We start from the raw sequence: 17,567 nt of genomic DNA, 5'->3' as shown, positions 1-17,567 counted from the left end.
TCTTCTTTTTTGTTTGGTTGTAAATTTATGTTAGCGAATTTGCTCATCTACAGTAAAGTAATTAGGTAAACGAGAAAGTTAATTAAAAATTTTGGAATATTCGCAACAAGTGCACTCACTTTGTTGAAACTGAGCGAAGCGGTTAGTTGCGTCTTTAATTTTGTTAAAAACAAGTCGACTTGATGGCTTAATTCTGCTACGACAAATGGTGGTAATTTTTCGGTCTGCTTGTACCAACGAGCGACAAGTTCATTCCAACCAGCAATCATTTCATTTAAATATAGTGGCGAGTTTCTAAAAAAATGAAATGCTTCTGTTACAATTTTCGTAATAATAAAGTAACCGCTTAAAAACATAAACAACGTAAATAAACTAAACACAAGAAGTGTGGCGGCTTGCCGTTTAAACCCGATCCGTTGTTGTGCCACTTTGACGGCAGGTTCTAAAAAAATAGCAGTAATAAACGCAAATAAAATGGGAACAGCAATCGGAGCGACCCAGTACGTCAATAAGACGATTGCAAGTAAAATAAGAATGATGTATACGGAACGCTTTGGAATTTTCTCAAACAACGAAACGACACCTGCTTTCATTTCATAAATCGTATGGAGGATGTATATGCATAAACCTATTATAACGATTGTTGCGATGAGTGTACAACCGTTTCATGATGTCATATTAGAAGAAGTGAGACTACACGAGCAACAAAAACGATTGACGATTCATATGACTGTTTCTTTCACGAGGCATGACAACATGCTCGCTTTATGTGAACGTATTCAAAAACAAGTCATTGACGACATATACGAGATGACAGAAAGAGAAGTTTTGGCTGTTCATCTGTACGTCCGTCGCCTCGTTGACGGAAAAAACGCATGAGCGCGCTCATGCGTTTATGTTTGCAAGACCTTCTTTCACTTTTGCTAAAAGAGCTTCACATTGGTTCACTAATGACGAAGGGAAGTTTTCACCCTCACCATATTCGACACCATGTGGATAATAATGTTTGCCAAGCAACGGTTTCATCAGTTTAATGATCGCATGGCGACCGCCAACATCTCCTTCAATGGCATAGCCTTGCACACGTAAATAAAAGACGTCATTTTTCATTTCAAATTTGCGGTCATATGTGACGCGGTCGTAATCCCATTGACCTGCACGCACAAAGCCGAGGTCTTCCATCAATTCATCTAAACGTGTTAATGGCGCTGTTTGATTTTCAATACCTGTATTTTCGAAGCGCATCGTTTATGTCCCCCTTATGTAAAATAAAACATTCCTCCATTAATAATAGTACGAAAGCGCATAACTTTCAATGACGAGCTTCATAATTGTTCCGATTTTGGTGAAACTAATGTGCGAAAGGAGAGATGAACATGTCAACAGTGAAGGAAATGATGACAACAGAAGTGGAATGTTGTACCCCGCTTGATCATATATACGAAGCGGCGGTAAAAATGCGTGATTATAACGTCGGATCCATTCCTATTGTAGATGGAAATCGACTCGTTGGCATTGTGACAGACCGCGACTTAGTTGTGCGTGGCATTGCTGAGAAAAAACCAGGTTCGACAGCTGTCACAGAAGTGATGAGCGAACAGCTTGTCACAATTTCGCCGAACGCTTCTGTTTCTGAAGCTGCTCGTTTAATGGCGAAGCATCAAATTCGCCGCTTGCCTGTTGTAGAAGGCGATACGTTAGTTGGAATGATGTCGCTCGGTGACTTAGCGATCCATGAAGCAAGCGATGAACAAGCAGGGGAAGCATTAACGGAAATTTCGCAATATCATTAACGAGTAAAGGCTATGTTTTCGCATAGCCTTATTTTTTAGTGTTGCAATGTAGGCAAGCCGTATATAATGGAAGTATATACAACAGCTAAGGGAGAATGGTGCATGCGTTGGATAGTGGCACTTATCGCTATTTTTATTTTCATTTTTTCTTTTTTACCAACAGATGAACAAGCTCCGTTAAACGATACATCGATCATGAGTGAACAAACGAGCGAGAAAACCGTTGCAGAAGGGTTAGGGGCGTGGATCGGAAAGACGGAAGAAGAAGTGAAACAAACATTTGGACAGCCAGCCCGTATCGATCCGTCCGCCTACGGTTACGTATGGTGGGTATATAATAACCCGAAAACGTATATGCAAATCGGTATTCTTGATGGACGAGTCGTCACAATTTACGCGTGTGGACCGGAAGTGAACGTTGCCCCGTTTCAGCTCAATCATTCAATTAACGAACTGCTACAAACGATGCCGCTTGACGATGAGATCCATGTGCAACTAGATGACGGGGTATATCGCTTTCAATTGACCGAAGAAGATTTACTCATTCAACCGCTTCTCTCGTTTGGCGATGCGTACGTGCAATTGTATATTGATCGTTTTACCGGCAAATTATCGAGCATTCGCTGGGTCGACGGGGAGACGTTAGTGAAGCTTCGTCCATATGAACTCGAATATCGTGGTTCGTTACCGAGCACGGAAATGGATGAAACGCTTGAAACACAAGTTGAGCAAGCAAACGCACAACAAATTTTTGATATGACAAACGTGATGCGCATACGTCACGGTGTTCCTCCACTCCAATGGGATGAACGTGTAGCGAAAGTGGCGTATGAACATAGTAAAGATATGGCCGAAAATCACTTTTTTGCACATGAATCCCCAACAAATGGCGATTTAAAACAACGACTAACAAAAGCAAACGTTCGTTTTGAATTAGCAGGAGAAAATATTGCCGCAGAGTATGTCGATGCGCCAGCAGTTGTCGAAGCGTGGCTTAACAGCCGTAGCCATCGGCAAACGTTGTTAAATGGAGAGTTGACGCATTTAGGCGTTGGTGTATATAAACGTTATTATACGCAAAACTTTATTCGCCCTCTTTCCGAGCCAAAATAGGCGCACGCATTGGCTGTTCGGTCGTAATATATGATAGGCGAACAAACAAGGAAGGAGCGACCGATATGTCGATTGAACAATTTAAACAGTTTGTGAAAAAACATCCGAAACTAATTGAAGAAGTGCGCCAAGGGAAAAAAACGTGGAAAGAGTTGTATAACGACTGGTACGTGTTTGGCGAAGACGATGGTATGTGGGATGAATATCGATCAAGCGGGGTCAAACAAGATCAAGGGGATCTTATGCAAAAGCTAGCAAGTTACGTCAAACATCTTGACGTCAACGAGCTTCAAACGTACATTACAAACGTTCAGCAAGCGATTACGTCTATTCAAGAAGTCGTCCGCCAAATGCAGCAGACGAAGAAAGATCCATTTTCGTTTCGAAAAGATTAAGGGGATATGTGATGAGAAAAGACGTATACGAATACATCATAGCGAAGCCAAAGCTTCATCAATTTTTACGTGAACAGCCGACATGGTATCGACGGCTAATGAGGCGTCCGATGGATATAAAAGAAATGGAAAAACAAATGCGTCAACATTACAAACAAACGTTACCGCATAAAGTGGAACAAGTTGTTCAAACGATTGAAATGGCAAAAATGATGATGGCGATGATGAAACTGATGAAGGACACTCATAATTAGACGAGAAACGCAAACACTATCACTACGAAAGGATGGTGAAAGTGTTGCGCTTCTTTTTTTTATGTGTTGGGCTGTTGTTTTCAACATTTATGTCTAATCATCACCTAGTTGCTTTTGCTGAACAGAAACAAACGTTATTTGTGAAACATCATGTGAAAGGAAATAACGTCTTTGTCGAATGCATTATCGACGAGTTTACTTTTATGAAAGGCACGCATCCTAAAAAAGATGGACAAGGACGTATTCATATTTACGTCAATGGTAAAAGAGTGAGTGAAACGACAACGGCCGCCTTTGTCATTCGCGGCTTGCCTGTTGGAAAACATACGATTCGGTTGGAGCTCGTCCATAACGATGCAAGTAAATACAACGTTTCACACGAATTTACGGTAACGATCTCATAAGTCTGGGGCTACCAGACTTATTTGTTTTGTGGACGAAATCATGATATGATAGCGTTGTGGAGGTGTTGCTCGTGCTTGTAGCAACGGTCGAACGATTGCAGTTGTTAGATTTTGCTGAAGAGCTTGGCAAAATGATTGTCGAATCAGACGTGGCGGAGGAATACCGTCGCTGTTTTTATCATATGCAACAAGATGAGAAAGCGCAGCAACTTATTCGTCAGTTCATTCAGTTGAAGGAGCGATACGAAGATGTGCAACGCTTTGGTACATATCATCCAGACTACAAAGAAGTGACGAAACAAGTGCGCGAGGCGAAACGCGAACTTGATTTATACGGTCCGATTGCCGCGTTTAAACGAGCAGAAAAAGAAATGCAGTCGCTGTTAGATGAAATTAGCACGATGATCGGTCGTGCCGTATCTAAAAACATTAAAGTGCCGACAGGAAATCCGTATTTTGACTCTTTATCGTGCGGGAAAGGGTGCGGATCTGGTGGTGCGTGTGGCTGTCGGACGAAGTGAGAAAAGGGGGATGGGGTTTTTATGTTTCCGATGCGTCAAGGAATTATCGTTTGGTTGTATTCGTTAAAACATAGTAAGCAGTTGAGGAAATATGGAAACGTTCATTACGTGTCGAAACGATTAAAATATGTCGTTTTATATTGCAACATGGACGAAGCAGAAGATATGATGAAGAAAATTGCTTTGCTTCCGTTCGTAAAACGTGTCGAACCTTCATATCGCCCGTACGTGAAGGTCGAATTTGAATCGAAAGTCGATAAAGAAAAGGAATACGAATATGGAATATAAAAAGGATGTCACGGCTAGACATCCTCTTTTTATTGTAATGGCGGAATAAACCGATTCATGCGCATAATGCCAATTAAATGTTGGTAGTATAGTTGTAAGTCGGCAAAAAAGCTTGACGGTTTTACGTCCAAATGAATAATTTCTTGATTTAATTCTTTTGCTAATTCGATAAACAGCTCATATCGTTTTGTCACTTTCACAGACGGATGTGGAATGCCTTCTCGGCAAATGTATAGCGGTTGAAAATCGCCAGGATCCGTCGGATGAAGCACAACGACGAACGACGTGACCGCCTTGCCGTCTTTCATCGTATGAAAAGCAAACAAACCAGACAAACGATGCCGGTTTGATTTCGCAATTTCGATGAGCTCATAAATGTCAGAATACCCTTCCCCTAATTCAATAAAACGTTGAATCATCACCATTCCCTCACTTTATGTTTTCTCTCCTCATTTACTTTAACACGTTCAACTTTTTTCGACAATTAGTGAAAACGGTGTATGACAACGCGTTGAAATTTTGCTATTGTTATAGTATAAACTGCTAAATGAGGAGCCTTCGTATGTGGAAAGTAGCTTTTATTTCAACGCTCCTTTTTCTTGGCGTTAGCGCGGGAGCTTTATATTATCAATGGGACGAATATCATACGGAAGCGACAAAACAATCGGTGCTGCAACATGACATTGAAGCGACATTTACGGGAAAAACGATTGAAGTCGTTCATCATATACGCGGAGCTGTTGCTGACAAATATGAAGTGACAGTGCCAAAAGAAGTGAAAGACGTTTCGTGCTCAAACGAAAAAACATGCGTGAAACGACAAAACGGGAAAATAGTCGTAGACGCACCGAAGACCGAGAAGCTTTCTCTGACGTATCGTGTGCCGATTGAGCTAAAAGAGCCGCTTTTCGTTCAAGCATGGCTCGTTCGTTTTCATACAACACAACCACAACAAACAAACATATCGCTGACCGATGTCGTTCATCCGAAAGGGGTATGGGCAGCAGACGGAAAGCTCGTTGGCTATGTATATAAACCATCGTTTTCATTTTTTATGTGGGAAAAAACAGGCGGACAAACCGTTCCGCTTTATTTTCAATCTGAGCTGCTGCGTCCAACGTTTAACGATGATTTGGTCGTATATGCGACAAAGCCACTTGATCAAACAGCGTTATCGTTTTGGAAACAAAGCGGTGTGCAAACGTTAATTGTTACGTCATCTCGTCTGCAATATATGACGCCGACGTTTGTCATTATACCGAATACGTCTTCATTTGCAAACGTACAGCGTACCTACGTTCGTGTGCAGTTACAGCAACGGTTTCCAAATAGCGTTGTTGCTGATTGGATATGGGATTTACTCGTTTCATACATGACGAAAACTGAGCCGATGACAAAAAAAGCAAAACTTGTTTTTCAACAATTGCAACAAACATTAACGAAAGAACAACAACAAACGTTTTGGACGTTCGTCAACGCAAACGCTGGTCAACCGTTGACGATGAAAAAGCTAGACGAATGGCTAGGAGAGGCGTACGGTGGGGATACGACATTTTTCCAAGATGAACAACCATACATGACATTTACAGAACGGAAAGTGCTCGTCGTTAATGAAGTGAAACTGCCAAATGCGCACGTTTTATTAAAGGACGGTCAACAACTATTTCCGTTCGTTCCGATTATGCGCACGCTTGGCTATACGGTTCAACGTTCAGGCGAGGCGGTATTTATTGAAAAAGGTAGTGCACGTTGGCGCTTTTTTACAAACAGCACGAATGCGGTCATTCAAGAATGGGATGGCACGTTATACATTGAACGGACGGAATTTCCGAAATGGTTTTCAGTTTACATTAGCGAAACGAACGAGGAAATATACGTAGTCGGTCAATAAGATAAAAAAATGCCCTGTGGCATATGCCGCAGGGTCCCTTCTATTCTTTTTCAGCCAAGCCGAAAAAGAGAAGGAAAAAAGGGAGAGGAGAAACCGGAGGAAGAACTTATGGGGAACGTAAGTCTTCTCCGTGGTTGGCAACAACATCATCAACGATGTTGTTACTATCAGTATGACCATTGTTTTAAATTGTATACATCTTCATCATTTTTTTCCTTACAACCATTGTCCATTTTATCGGTTATGATATGATCATAAAAGCGAGGTGAAATATGATGAGAGTCATATCAGGGAAGTGTAAAGGAAAACCGCTTCAAGCCGTTCCAGGAATGACGACACGTCCAACGACAGATAAAGTGAAAGAAGCGATGTTCAATATGATTGGTCCGTATTTTTCTGGCGGGCTTGGCCTTGATTTATTTGGTGGAAGCGGTGGGCTTGGCATCGAAGCGTTAAGTCGCGGATTAGATCGCGTCATTTTCGTCGATCATGATGCGAAGGCCGTTCAAACGATGAAAAAAAACGTGGCTGCCTGCCGTTTGACCGATCAAGCTGAAATTTATCGCAACGATGCCGAGCGCGCGCTGAAAGCGATCATGAAAAGAGGTTTGACATTTCGTTTAATTTTTCTTGACCCGCCCTACAAAAATAAGCAGTTGGAAGCGCTTATCGCGATGATCGATGCGCATCAGCTTTTAGAACGGGATGGCTTTCTTGTCGCGGAGCACGATGCGGAAGTCGAGCTTCCCATTCACATCGGACGTTTAACAAAAGTGAAATATGAAACGTATGGCATTACGGCTGTATCGATTTACGCTTACGTAGATGAGGAAGGAGAATAAAGATGGCAAGCATTGCGGTATGCCCGGGAAGTTTTGATCCTGTCACATACGGGCATTTAGACATTATTCGCCGCGGGGCGAAAGTGTTTGATAAAGTATATGTTGTCGTATTAAACAATTCATCAAAAAAACCGCTATTTTCAACAGAAGAGCGAGTACAGCTACTTGAAGAAGTAACAAAAGATTTACATAATGTCGTCGTTGACTGTTATCAAGGCTTGCTTGTCGATTACGCTCGCAGCAAACACGCAAGCGCCATTTTGCGCGGCTTGCGCGCTGTTTCTGACTTTGAATACGAAATGCAAATTACATCAATGAACCGCGTATTAAACGAACAAATTGAAACGTTTTTTATGATGACGAACAACCAATACGCCTTTTTAAGCTCAAGCATTGTTAAAGAAGTCGCAAAATATAACGGCAACATTTCTGAACTTGTGCCAAAAGTTGTGGAAGAAGCGCTGCGAAAAAAGTTTGCTCATGAAGAAAACCACCTTTAAACAGGTGGTTTTTCACGTCGGAAAGCGATAACAGCGTATAAAAGGCATACGGTGGCGGTCACAAAAAAGCCATATTGTTCAATCCAATGTATGTATAACATCGGCCAACGGATCGTCGCTTCTGGAAGCCAAACGGGCAACGTTTCTGCCGACTCGAGCGGTTGAACATAAAGCGGCTCCCAAAGTAAGAATGCAAAAAAAGAAGCAAAAAACCCATGGAAAATACGAGCGATAAAAAACGGCTGAAAGCGAATATGAGCTTCCGCTAAAATGCTTGCGACTTGTGCTTGTACTGAAAATCCGCCGAAAGCGAGAATAAAGCTTGTAATCATCACTTTTTGTAATAGCGTTGCGCTTGTTACTTCGCTCGTCATTTGGCTGCCGAGTGTAATTTCAAATAACCCTGCGATGAACGGAACGCTTAATTCGCTCGGTAAATGAAAAATCGCTAAAGCGTATTGTATCATGTCGGCTAACCATTTCGTTACATTTGTAATATAAAGCAACTGATTTAAAACGGAAAATAAAATAATAAATCCACCGATCATTAAAAGGGTTTGAATGGAAGAACGAACCGCATCCCCAAGCAGCTTTCCGATCGCTTGGCTATGTTTTAAGCGAGTTTCATGCATCGCGCGAAACGCTTGACGCAAAAGGCTCTTTTTTTGTTTTGGAATCGTGTCGTTTTCATCTTTTCCGTGAAAGCGCATCATGAAACCGACGCAAATGTTGCCGAGATAATGAGATAAAGCAAGAATGATACCGATGTTTGGATTATGAAAAAAGCCGACGGAAATGGCGCCGAAAATAAAAAGCGGATTAGACGAATTTGTAAACGAAACGAGCCGCTCTGCTTCAATGGCGGAAAGTTGTTGTTGCTGTCTTAAGCGAGCGGTCAGTTTTGCGCCGGCAGGGTATCCCGAAGCCATGCCCATCGCCCAAACGAACCCGCCGATGCCTGGGACTTTAAAGAGTGGACGCATGAATGGCTCAAGCAATACGCCAAGAAAGTGAACGACGCCAAAACCGATTAAAATTTCTGATACAATAAAAAAAGGAAGAAGGGAAGGAAAAACGACATCCCACCACATATGTAATCCGCGCACCGCTGCTTCAAACGAATGTTGCGGATAGCGAAGCAATGCGACGCATAAACAAATAATGATCGATGATAACAGCAATGTTTTCCATTTTTCTTTCATCGTTCGTTGGCCTCCTCATTCGCCGATCGTGCTCGTTTTAATATACGAGTATATGTGGATATTTTAGACCATAGTATTGAACAGGAAGGGGGAGCGGGAATGAAAATCGGGTTAGCTTTAGGTTCCGGTGGTGCGCGCGGTTTTGCGCATGCAGGTGTCATTAAAGTGTTAGAGGAAGAAAATATCCCGATTCATATGATCGCAGGAAGCAGCATGGGCGCCCTCGTCGGAGCGTTATATGCATCGGGGATGTCAACGGAACGATTATATCGGCTAGCGACGGCGTTTCGACGCAACGATTATATTGATTGGACGGTGCCGAAAATGGGGTTAATTTCTGGTCGTCAAATTAAACATTTCATCTCGGTCATGACGAAACAAAAGCGCATTGAGGATGCCCGTATTCCACTGGCGATCGTGGCGACGGATTTACAAAAAGGAGAGAAAGTCGTGTTCCGCCAAGGAAGTATAGCGGATGCAGTACGCGCGAGCATCTCCATTCCCGGCATTTTTGTGCCAGAACGGTGGAACGGGCGCTTGCTCGTTGATGGCGGGGTGATCGATCGCGTACCAGCGACCGTTGTACGCGAGATGGGAGCTGACGTTGTGATCGCTGTCGATGTCGCTTCTGTGAAAAAAAACGATACGATCACATCTATTTTTGACGTTATTTTACAAAGTTTAGACATTATTCAAGCTGAACTTGCATCCCACCGCATCGCCCAAGCCGATGTCGTCATTCGTCCATCGCTTGAGCGTTACAGCTCATATGCGTTCACTCATGCGAAAGAGATGATTCGAATGGGAGAGGAAGCAGCGCGCCGACAGCTTCCTATTATTCGTCAATTGCTTGCAGAGAAGGGGTTTAAACAATGAAGAAAAAACGTTACATCGGAATGACTGCCATGATTGCACTACTACTCGCTTTTGCGACTTTTTTTCACTTGCCGTATTACGTGACGATGCCCGGAACGGCTGAACCGTTGCGTCCGCTTGTGGAAGTCAAAGACGGTTATAAGGAGAAAGGGCAATTTATGTTAACGACCGTTCGCATGGGGCAAGCAAATCTTTTTTCGTTTGTATTTGCCCATATGAGTAAATATAACGAGCTGTATCGAATGGATGAAGTAAGGCAAGAAGGGGAAAGTGATGAAGAATATACGCATCGTCAATTAAAAATGATGGAAAATTCAAAAGAGACAGCGATTGCTGTCGCCTACAAAAAAGCAAACAAACCGTTTTCGTATCGAAATAAAGGGGTATATGTGTTGTATGTTGTTGACGGCATGCCGGCAGCCAACGTATTAAAAAGCGGCGATCAAATCGTAGCGGTGGACGGACAACGTATCAATGAAGCGGACGAGTTTATTCAGTACGTGAGCGAAAAGAAAAAAGGAGAGCGTATTCATGTTACATATAAACGATCAGGAAAAGAAAAAACAGCAACGTTGACGCTTGCTCCATTTCCGAACGAAAAAAATCGCATCGGCCTCGGCGTTTCCGTCATGACGGATCGCGATATCGTCACTGATCCACCTGTCCGCATTGAATCCGATCAAATTGGCGGTCCTTCCGCTGGACTGATGTTTACGCTTGAAGTGTACAATCAACTCGTTCCGCAAGATTTAACGAAAGGCTATCGTATTGCCGGTACAGGAACGATCAATATCGACGGAGAAGTGGGACCGATCGGCGGCATTTCGCAAAAGGTGATCGCAGCCCATAAAGCAGGAGCGGACATTTTTTTCGCTCCGAACGAACGCGGAGCGAAACATTCAAATTATAAAGAAGCGGTAAAAACAGCGAAAGATATTGGTACAAAGATGAAAATTGTCCCTGTTGACACGTTGGATGATGCGATTCAATTTTTACAAAAATTATCGTAACGGAGGAGTTTTGTATTCACGTTGCAACGCTTCCGTACAAAGCGGTTCAGGCAAAATAGAAACATAAGCTTGTGCCGCTTTTTTTTCGATATGATATACAGCATCATTTTGTATATGTTTTACGTTTGTGACGATCGGCAATGTTGTTTGTTTTTTCACTTTTCGTACATACGCTCTCCCTATTTCATTCATCGCTAGTAGACGAATGTACGTCGCACGCTTATTTTTTAGCGCTTTTGCCATTTCTTTTTTTGTGACGTTCGTCAATACATGTGTGCATATACGCTGCAACCGTGTCCACGTATATCGTTTCGTTTTGACAGCCGAAAGAAAATCGTGAAACGATGTGGCGTGAACGATCGTCTTTTTCAGACGATGTTCGATGCCTTCTTCTACTTCGGCAATTTGGCGAATATCGTCTACTTCCATCGTCAATAAACGATATTTTAAAAGTGGAAAATATGTTTCCCAATCGTGCCACGTCGTATATGTTTTGCGATACGTTTGGAGCATGTCATATGTTGTATGCGGAACGAAGCGCATGACATCGTTTTGTCCTGCTTGTAAAAAGCGGCGGATGCTCGTAGCGCTAGCAATGTTATCGGTTGTTGGAAGCGTCTCGTCGTGATAATGAGCGATGACCCGTGGAATTGTTTCCGGTTTTATATCGCTTCGTTGTTCGATGATCGCTTTGACGTAATGTAAGCCTAAAATATTGTTTGGCTGGGACATATCAAGCATATTGCCACCAAGATCCTGAAAGGCAAGCGCATATGCCTTCGCATAGCTCATTCCTTGTTGCATATAATATTTTATTCGCTCGTTATGGTGTTCTTTTTCATTGATAAGTAGTTGAGCGGTTTGGAGAAACGCTTCGATACGTCCATGTTCGCTTCCGAAACATAATTGCTCACAAAAAAGCGCATCGAGAATCGAAACAGCGCCATAGGCGAATCGGTCTGCCGTTTGAACGGCAAATGAATAAGGAAGTTCAACGACGAGATCGACACCGCCTGCAAGCGCCATACGAGCACGCTCCCATTTCGGCACGATCGCCGGTTCGCCACGTTGCGTAAATGAACTACTCATGACGGCGATGACGCAGTCTGCGTTCGTTTTTTTTCGCGTTTGTTGCACATGATATAAATGCCCGTTATGAAACGGATTGTATTCGACAACGATGCCGACCGCTTTCATTTGTCGTCCACCTTTCTTTTTTGTGTAAAACGTGATACAGTGAGTATAAGCTGATTATAACGGAAGTAGTGTAAAGAAAAAATATTGACAAAACCGTTGTTCAAACGTATAATTTTCTTTGTTGTCTTGAGGTGATTATCATTGAGATGGTCTATTCATCAACTTCATCAGTTGCAACATAAAGGGTTGACGATTGACGAAATGGTCGATGTGTCCGAACTAAAAGAAGTGGATGCTTCCATTCGCGGCATTTCACCTGTTCGTATTCACGGACGAGCGGATGTGAGCGCAAAAAAGTTTACGTTTCACTTAACGATTGAAGGGACGATGCAGCTCCCTTGCTCTCGAACGCTTGTGGACGTGTCGTATCCATTCGCAATTGAAAGCACAGAAACGTTTTTTTTAAACGATTATGATGCAACAGATGAAGAGTCGCATGTTGTTCAAGGAGATGCGATCGACTTAATGCCGATCGTCAAAGAACTCATTCTTCTTGAAGTGCCGATGCAAGTGTTTAGCGAGCAACCGGATCATCCAGATGCCGTTCCACAATCAGGAAAAGGATGGACGGTCATTTTGGAAGAAGAATATGAGAACAAAATAGATCCGCGCCTTGCGAAGCTAGCGAAGTTTTTTGAAAACAAAAATGAATCTTAAGGGAAGATCCGGAACTACACCGGCCTCCATATTCGCCTAAATCTCTTTAAGGAGGTGGAAATGATGGCAGTACCTTTTAGAAGAACATCGAAAATGAAAAAGAGACTACGTCGTACGCACTTCAAATTGCGCGTACCTGGTATGGTAGAATGCCCAAACTGCGGTGAAATGAAACTTGCTCATCGCGTATGTAAAGTTTGTGGAACATACAAAGGAAAAGACGTTGTAAACAAATAAGAGAAGCGCGGGGAATTGCCCTTGCGCTTCTCTTATTTTGAAGGGAAAAAAGTGCGAGGGAGCGAATAAAAAGGGCGTACATACAGTAAAGGGGAGAGGGAAAATGATTGAAAAACAACATCATATCGTCTGGTTCACCATTTGTCGTCCGGCAAGACGAAATGCGATTGATTATGCAGTAATGGAAGAACTCGAGCAAGCGCTTACGCTCGTTGAACACGACGACGATGCGAAAGTGCTCGTCATTACAGGTGAAGGAGAAGAGGCGTTTTGTGCGGGCGGCGACTTACAAGTGTTTCATCAACTCAAAACAAAAGAAGAAGCGCATGCGATGTTAGCGAAAATGGGTAACATTTTATATCGACTGTTGACGTTGCCAAAACCAACGGTTGCTTTAATCAATGGAACGGCTATTGGCGGGGGGTGTGAATTGGCGACAGCGTGTGATTTTCGTTTTGCACGTGCCGAGGCGCGCCTTGGATTTGTGCAAGCGAATTTAGCGATCACAACCGGTTGGGGCGGCGCGGCGATGTTGTTTGAAAAAATGCCGTACGATAAAGCGCTCGATGTATTGTTGCGCGCGCAAACGATGACGACGGAAGAAGCGGCGCATATCGGTTTCGTTCATCGCATTTTTCCTGACTCGTTGCGCGGACGATGTGAAAAAGAGTTAACGGATTATACGAATAAATCAACGGCCGTCTTGCGCGCTTACAAAGAAGCAGCGGTTGCCCGTTGGAAAACAGAAGCATTTCGCCAACGCTTTTTTGCCGAAATTGAACGATGTGCATACTTATGGGAAAGCGAGGAGCACAATGAGGCGGTACAATCATTTTTAGCAAAACGAAACAAATAATCGTCTATCTTCTCTATTAGCTGCATACTCATATAGTAAATGCAGCGAGGAGGGATAGAAATGATGCGCCAAGATGCATGGACAGAAGAGGAAGATATATTGCTTGCTGAAACGGTGTTAGCTTTTGTGAAGGAAGGCAGCACACAATTACGAGCGTTTGAAGAGGTAGGAAGGAAACTATCACGAACGGCAGCAGCTTGTGGTTTTCGTTGGAACGCATACGTACGCAAACAATATGAAGAAGCGCTAGAGCTTGCTAAACAACAAAGAAAAAAGAAAAAAGACCCACAATCGCCCGAACGTGACGTGACGTTACAAGATGTTATTTCCTTTTTACAAACGTTGCAACAACGTGGGGAAGGACAACAAGAAATCGAACGGCTGCGCAACCAAGTATTCACGTTGCAAAAAGAAAAAGAAGAGCTTGAAAAACAACTACAAGCGGTACAACAAGAATACCAAGCGGTGATGCACATTTTAGAACGCGCACGTCAATTGTCTGTATAGTAGCTGATAGACGCCAGCTACTTTTTTTTATACAATAAAACATAAGTAGAAAAGAGGGGGAAATGTAGGTGCGCATCGGTATTGTGGGGGGCGGAGCGGTCGGATTGTTGGCAGCGGCTTACTTTAGTAAAACATATGATGTGACGATTTATACGCGCCGACATGAGCAGGCGGCACAATTATGTACATATGGTGTGACGGTTATTTGTGGCGATGAACAGACGACGTATCGAGTGAACGCTAAGCCGTTCGTTCGGGAAACCGACGAAGATGTATTGTTTCTCGCCGTTAAACAATATGACTTAACAGACATATTAAACACACGCATACATATGCTTCAAGCAAACGCCATAATGTTTTTGCAAAACGGCATGGGGCATGTACCGTATTTACCGCATTTGCCACATAAGCATATCGCGCTTGCTGTCGTCGAACATGGCGCCTTAAAAATTGATGATACGACCGTGTCGCATACTGGCGTCGGGCGAACGAAATGGAGCGTATGGCGAGGCGGGAGAGAAACATTTTCATTTCTATTAGGGGTAGATGTACGCTTTCCATTTCAATATGTTGGCGATTGGGAAGCGATGTTGCTTGAGAAATTAATCGTAAACGTAGCGATTAATCCGCTCACCGCTCTATTGCGCGTCCCAAACGGCATGTTAGTGACATATGCGCCGTATCGGCAAGCGATGGAACAATTGTTTCATGAAGTGGCGTCTATTTTTCAACTTGAACAACAGGAACGCATATGGCGGCACATTGAAACGGTTTGTCAACAAACAGCCGCTAATCGCTCATCGATGTTGCGTGATATTGAGGCAGGGCGGAGAACCGAATTAGATGCGATTTTAGGCTATGTGATCGAGCGGGCGAATGAGCGACATGTCCCAGCCCCAATTAGCACGTTTTTATATGCGCTTATGAAAGGGAAAGAATTAGAGGGGGAGACGGAAAAATGAAAGATGTACTCGCCTCTTTCATTGCAGCGATGATTGTTATGCCGTTTTTTTCGTTTTTTTTCATGTTTGTACTTGCCAAAACCGTTTTTCGACGAAAAGGAAAACGTGCGTTTCATTTTGCTGTGAACGGATCGACGATTTTTTTTATTTTTGCTGTTCATGTTTTATTACAAGCCATTTTTCAGCGATCGTATATCGTTGAATTGCTCATTTTTTTTATTGTAACATTTATGATTGGAATGATTTTATATTGGAAAAAAACAGGGGATGTATCGTTACAACGAACGTTTAAGCTATATTGGAGAATGCAATTTTTATTATTTACAACCGCTTATATTGGATTGTTTATATATGGGATCATTCATCGTGCCATGATCGCATTTTCATCATGAATGAGAAAGGAAGTTTACAATGGAAGTCATCGAGCTGTCATTGCCAGCAACGAACCGTTTAGCAACGGAATACATTGAAGGAACGTTTCCTGTTCACGAGGCGTTTCATCCTTGTTCGTTTGAAGAACGTTTGCATGAACTTCAAAAACGGACGTACGCACGTGAAGCGCTCGTTCATCATTTGCTTGCGTATCATAAGCAGTTTCAAGCAAGCAATCAAACGATTACAAATATCGAAAAATTGCGCCATCCTGACAGCGTTGTCGTCATTGGCGGGCAACAAGCCGGTCTTTTAACCGGACCGCTATATACAATATACAAAATCATTTCTATTATTACATTAGCGAAACAGCAAGAACAACAGCTTGGCGTTCCTGTCGTTCCGATGTTTTGGATGGCTTCTGAAGACCATGACATCGCAGAAATTAATCATGTGCATGTTGCTGAAGACGGCAAAGTAAAAAAATATGTATATTCACCATTAGCGAAAGAAAAGCGAATGGCCGCCCACATTGAACTTAATGTAGACGAGCTAACGAGATGGGTTGATGATGTATTAAAAACATATGGTGAAACAAATGTGACGAATGAGTTGCGGACATACATACATGAATGTATTGCAAAATCAAGAACGGTGGCTGAATTTTTTGCAAACGTTATTTTCAAGCTGTTTGCTAAAGAAGGAATCGTCGTTGTCGATGCGGCTCATCCGCAGCTTCGGGCGATCGAGCGCGAATGGTTTATGACGCTCGCTCATGAACATGAGGCAATTACACACGCCCTTCAAAACCAACAACAACATCTCGGACGACTAGGCTACAAAAAAGCGATTGATGTGACGCCGATGTGCGCGCATTTGTTTTACGATGACGGTCAACGTCGTTTGTTGTATTACGACGATGCTCAACATTGTTTTTACACAAAAGATGGAGTGTACCGTTTCACGCATGATGAATTAAGACAACGAATTGAAAGCGAACCGCAATCGTTTAGCAACAACGTCGTTACACGACCGCTTATGCAAGAGTGGTTATTTCCGACGCTCGCTTTTATTGCTGGTCCCGGTGAAATCGCTTATTGGGCGGAGTTAAAACAAGTATTTGAACATTTTCAATGGCATATGCCGCCAATCGTGCCGCGCCTTTCAGTTACGCTTGTTGAACGCCATATTGCTACGGATTTGGCAGATGTGCATATGACGGTAGAAGAAGCGTTAACGACTGGCACGAAGCGAGCGCTAGAGGAATGGATACGCAACAATCAGCCAGCGGCATTTGATGAGACGTTTTATGAAGCAAAAAAACAAATGGCGCACATACACGAACAACTTCGGCAACTTGGTATGCAAGTCGATCCACATCTTGAGGGAGTGATGTTGAAAAATGCCGAACGAATGGAGACACAAATCGATTATCTTCAACAATTGATTGCACGTCGCATGCTACAAAAACATAACGTACATGTGCGCAAATATGAGCGTATTGAACTGTCGCTGCGCCCGAACGGCACGCCACAAGAACGCGTTTGGAACGTGCTTTACTATATGAATCGTTACGGTCTAGACTTTGTTGATCGTCTGCTTCATGTCGATTATCGTTGGAATGGGATGCATAAAATTGTATATATGTAACTGTTTTCGTCGATAAAAAAATCCTGTCGCGTACAGGATT

Annotated in this window: 25 protein-coding genes; 20 read left to right on the top strand and 5 right to left on the bottom strand. The window is 42.9% G+C overall.

All coding sequences use genetic code 11. The annotated features are described in order from the left end of the window. Positions 1–47 precede the first annotated feature (47 nt). Complete coding sequence (locus tag ACYQY7_RS09020) at positions 48–572, bottom strand: AI-2E family transporter (RefSeq protein ID WP_461201723.1); 525 nt, start codon at positions 570–572, stop codon at positions 48–50. 46 nt (positions 573–618) lie between these two features. Between ACYQY7_RS09020 and ACYQY7_RS09015 the strand changes: the two genes are divergently transcribed. Further along, entirely contained in the window at positions 619–879 is a 261-nt protein-coding gene (locus tag ACYQY7_RS09015; RefSeq protein WP_461201722.1) for a hypothetical protein, read from the top strand. 6 nt (positions 880–885) lie between these two features. Here ACYQY7_RS09015 and ACYQY7_RS09010 read toward each other — a convergent pair whose 3' ends face one another. Next, positions 886–1,245: a YugN family protein gene (locus ACYQY7_RS09010; protein WP_461201721.1), complete on the bottom strand. Its 360-nt coding sequence runs from the start codon at positions 1,243–1,245 to the stop codon at positions 886–888. Between the two features lie 131 nt (positions 1,246–1,376). Between ACYQY7_RS09010 and ACYQY7_RS09005 the strand changes: the two genes are divergently transcribed. From ACYQY7_RS09005 to ACYQY7_RS08975, 7 genes are all read left to right on the top strand, one after another. Beyond that, positions 1,377–1,793 (top strand): CBS domain-containing protein, encoded by a 417-nt coding sequence (locus ACYQY7_RS09005; protein ID WP_461201720.1) that lies wholly within the window; start codon positions 1,377–1,379, stop codon positions 1,791–1,793. 102 nt (positions 1,794–1,895) lie between these two features. Further along, positions 1,896–2,906 (top strand): CAP domain-containing protein, encoded by a 1,011-nt coding sequence (locus tag ACYQY7_RS09000; RefSeq protein ID WP_461201719.1) that lies wholly within the window; start codon positions 1,896–1,898, stop codon positions 2,904–2,906. Positions 2,907–2,971: 65 nt separating this feature from the next. Further along, positions 2,972–3,301, top strand: coding sequence for a YlbD family protein (locus ACYQY7_RS08995; RefSeq protein WP_461201718.1), 330 nt, complete (start codon positions 2,972–2,974; stop codon positions 3,299–3,301). A gap of 11 nt (positions 3,302–3,312) precedes the next feature. Further along, positions 3,313–3,555, top strand: coding sequence for a YlbE-like family protein (locus tag ACYQY7_RS08990; protein WP_461201717.1), 243 nt, complete (start codon positions 3,313–3,315; stop codon positions 3,553–3,555). A gap of 32 nt (positions 3,556–3,587) precedes the next feature. Further along, positions 3,588–3,959, top strand: a complete 372-nt coding sequence (locus ACYQY7_RS08985; protein WP_461201716.1) for a hypothetical protein — start codon at positions 3,588–3,590, stop codon at positions 3,957–3,959. A gap of 71 nt (positions 3,960–4,030) precedes the next feature. After that, positions 4,031–4,480, top strand: a complete 450-nt coding sequence (locus ACYQY7_RS08980) for a YlbF/YmcA family competence regulator (RefSeq protein WP_461201715.1) — start codon at positions 4,031–4,033, stop codon at positions 4,478–4,480. A gap of 21 nt (positions 4,481–4,501) precedes the next feature. Beyond that, the gene (locus tag ACYQY7_RS08975; protein WP_461201714.1) at positions 4,502–4,768 is read left to right on the top strand and encodes a YlbG family protein; all 267 of its coding nucleotides are present in this window, start codon (positions 4,502–4,504) and stop codon (positions 4,766–4,768) included. 29 nt (positions 4,769–4,797) lie between these two features. Here the strand turns inward: ACYQY7_RS08975 and ACYQY7_RS08970 are convergent, their stop codons facing one another. Next, the gene (locus ACYQY7_RS08970) at positions 4,798–5,187 is read right to left on the bottom strand and encodes a DUF7147 family protein (protein ID WP_461201713.1); all 390 of its coding nucleotides are present in this window, start codon (positions 5,185–5,187) and stop codon (positions 4,798–4,800) included. A gap of 143 nt (positions 5,188–5,330) precedes the next feature. Between ACYQY7_RS08970 and ACYQY7_RS08965 the strand changes: the two genes are divergently transcribed. The 3 genes from ACYQY7_RS08965 to coaD all read left to right on the top strand — a co-directional run bounded on the left by ACYQY7_RS08965 (position 5,331) and on the right by coaD (position 8,001). Continuing rightward, entirely contained in the window at positions 5,331–6,659 is a 1,329-nt protein-coding gene (locus ACYQY7_RS08965; protein ID WP_461201712.1) for a hypothetical protein, read from the top strand. A gap of 275 nt (positions 6,660–6,934) precedes the next feature. Then, a complete protein-coding gene (gene rsmD, locus ACYQY7_RS08960) occupies positions 6,935–7,501 on the top strand; it encodes a 16S rRNA (guanine(966)-N(2))-methyltransferase RsmD (RefSeq protein ID WP_461201711.1) in 567 nt (188 codons plus the stop codon). A gap of 2 nt (positions 7,502–7,503) precedes the next feature. Further along, positions 7,504–8,001, top strand: a complete 498-nt coding sequence (gene coaD / locus ACYQY7_RS08955; RefSeq protein ID WP_461201710.1) for a pantetheine-phosphate adenylyltransferase — start codon at positions 7,504–7,506, stop codon at positions 7,999–8,001. Here the strand turns inward: coaD and ylbJ are convergent. Continuing rightward, positions 7,998–9,203, bottom strand: coding sequence for a sporulation integral membrane protein YlbJ (ylbJ, locus tag ACYQY7_RS08950; RefSeq protein ID WP_461201709.1), 1,206 nt, complete (start codon positions 9,201–9,203; stop codon positions 7,998–8,000). The two genes, coaD and ylbJ, sit on opposite strands and share 4 nt — an antisense overlap. 99 nt (positions 9,204–9,302) lie before the next feature. Here ylbJ and ACYQY7_RS08945 point away from each other — a divergent pair, with 99 nt between their 5' ends. Beyond that, positions 9,303–10,079 (top strand): patatin-like phospholipase family protein, encoded by a 777-nt coding sequence (locus ACYQY7_RS08945; RefSeq protein WP_461201708.1) that lies wholly within the window; start codon positions 9,303–9,305, stop codon positions 10,077–10,079. Next, positions 10,076–11,089: a SepM family pheromone-processing serine protease gene (locus ACYQY7_RS08940; RefSeq protein WP_461201707.1), complete on the top strand. Its 1,014-nt coding sequence runs from the start codon at positions 10,076–10,078 to the stop codon at positions 11,087–11,089. The genes ACYQY7_RS08945 and ACYQY7_RS08940 overlap by 4 nt, the downstream gene beginning before the upstream one ends. Here ACYQY7_RS08940 and ACYQY7_RS08935 read toward each other — a convergent pair. Next, positions 11,081–12,286, bottom strand: coding sequence for a nucleotidyltransferase (locus tag ACYQY7_RS08935; protein ID WP_461201706.1), 1,206 nt, complete (start codon positions 12,284–12,286; stop codon positions 11,081–11,083). The genes ACYQY7_RS08940 and ACYQY7_RS08935 overlap by 9 nt on opposite strands. Before the next feature lie 141 nt (positions 12,287–12,427). Here ACYQY7_RS08935 and ACYQY7_RS08930 point away from each other — a divergent pair, with 141 nt between their 5' ends. The 7 genes from ACYQY7_RS08930 (at position 12,428) to bshC (ending at position 17,527) form a co-directional block, all read left to right on the top strand. Beyond that, entirely contained in the window at positions 12,428–12,943 is a 516-nt protein-coding gene (locus ACYQY7_RS08930; RefSeq protein WP_461201705.1) for a YceD family protein, read from the top strand. 63 nt (positions 12,944–13,006) lie between these two features. Then, a complete protein-coding gene (gene rpmF, locus ACYQY7_RS08925) occupies positions 13,007–13,180 on the top strand; it encodes a 50S ribosomal protein L32 (RefSeq protein ID WP_003395111.1) in 174 nt (57 codons plus the stop codon). A 103-nt stretch (positions 13,181–13,283) separates the two neighbouring features. Then, a complete protein-coding gene (locus ACYQY7_RS08920; protein ID WP_461201704.1) occupies positions 13,284–14,036 on the top strand; it encodes an enoyl-CoA hydratase/isomerase family protein in 753 nt (250 codons plus the stop codon). Between the two features lie 60 nt (positions 14,037–14,096). Then, positions 14,097–14,543 carry an RsfA family transcriptional regulator gene (locus ACYQY7_RS08915; protein WP_461201703.1) on the top strand — a complete coding sequence of 149 codons (447 nt, stop codon included), beginning with the start codon at positions 14,097–14,099 and terminating at the stop codon, positions 14,541–14,543. A gap of 68 nt (positions 14,544–14,611) precedes the next feature. Continuing rightward, positions 14,612–15,505 carry a 2-dehydropantoate 2-reductase gene (locus ACYQY7_RS08910; RefSeq protein WP_461201702.1) on the top strand — a complete coding sequence of 298 codons (894 nt, stop codon included), beginning with the start codon at positions 14,612–14,614 and terminating at the stop codon, positions 15,503–15,505. Further along, the gene (locus ACYQY7_RS08905) at positions 15,502–15,897 is read left to right on the top strand and encodes a DUF3397 domain-containing protein (protein ID WP_461201701.1); all 396 of its coding nucleotides are present in this window, start codon (positions 15,502–15,504) and stop codon (positions 15,895–15,897) included. Before ACYQY7_RS08910 ends, ACYQY7_RS08905 begins: the two co-directional genes overlap by 4 nt. 19 nt (positions 15,898–15,916) lie before the next feature. Further along, complete coding sequence (gene bshC / locus ACYQY7_RS08900; protein ID WP_461201700.1) at positions 15,917–17,527, top strand: bacillithiol biosynthesis cysteine-adding enzyme BshC; 1,611 nt, start codon at positions 15,917–15,919, stop codon at positions 17,525–17,527. Positions 17,528–17,567: the final 40 nt, after the last annotated feature.

This window comes from Anoxybacillus sp. TBDG-1 (genome assembly GCF_054815885.1).
Note: the sequence above shows the minus strand (reverse complement) of the source record. Positions and strands in the feature narration are given on the sequence as shown.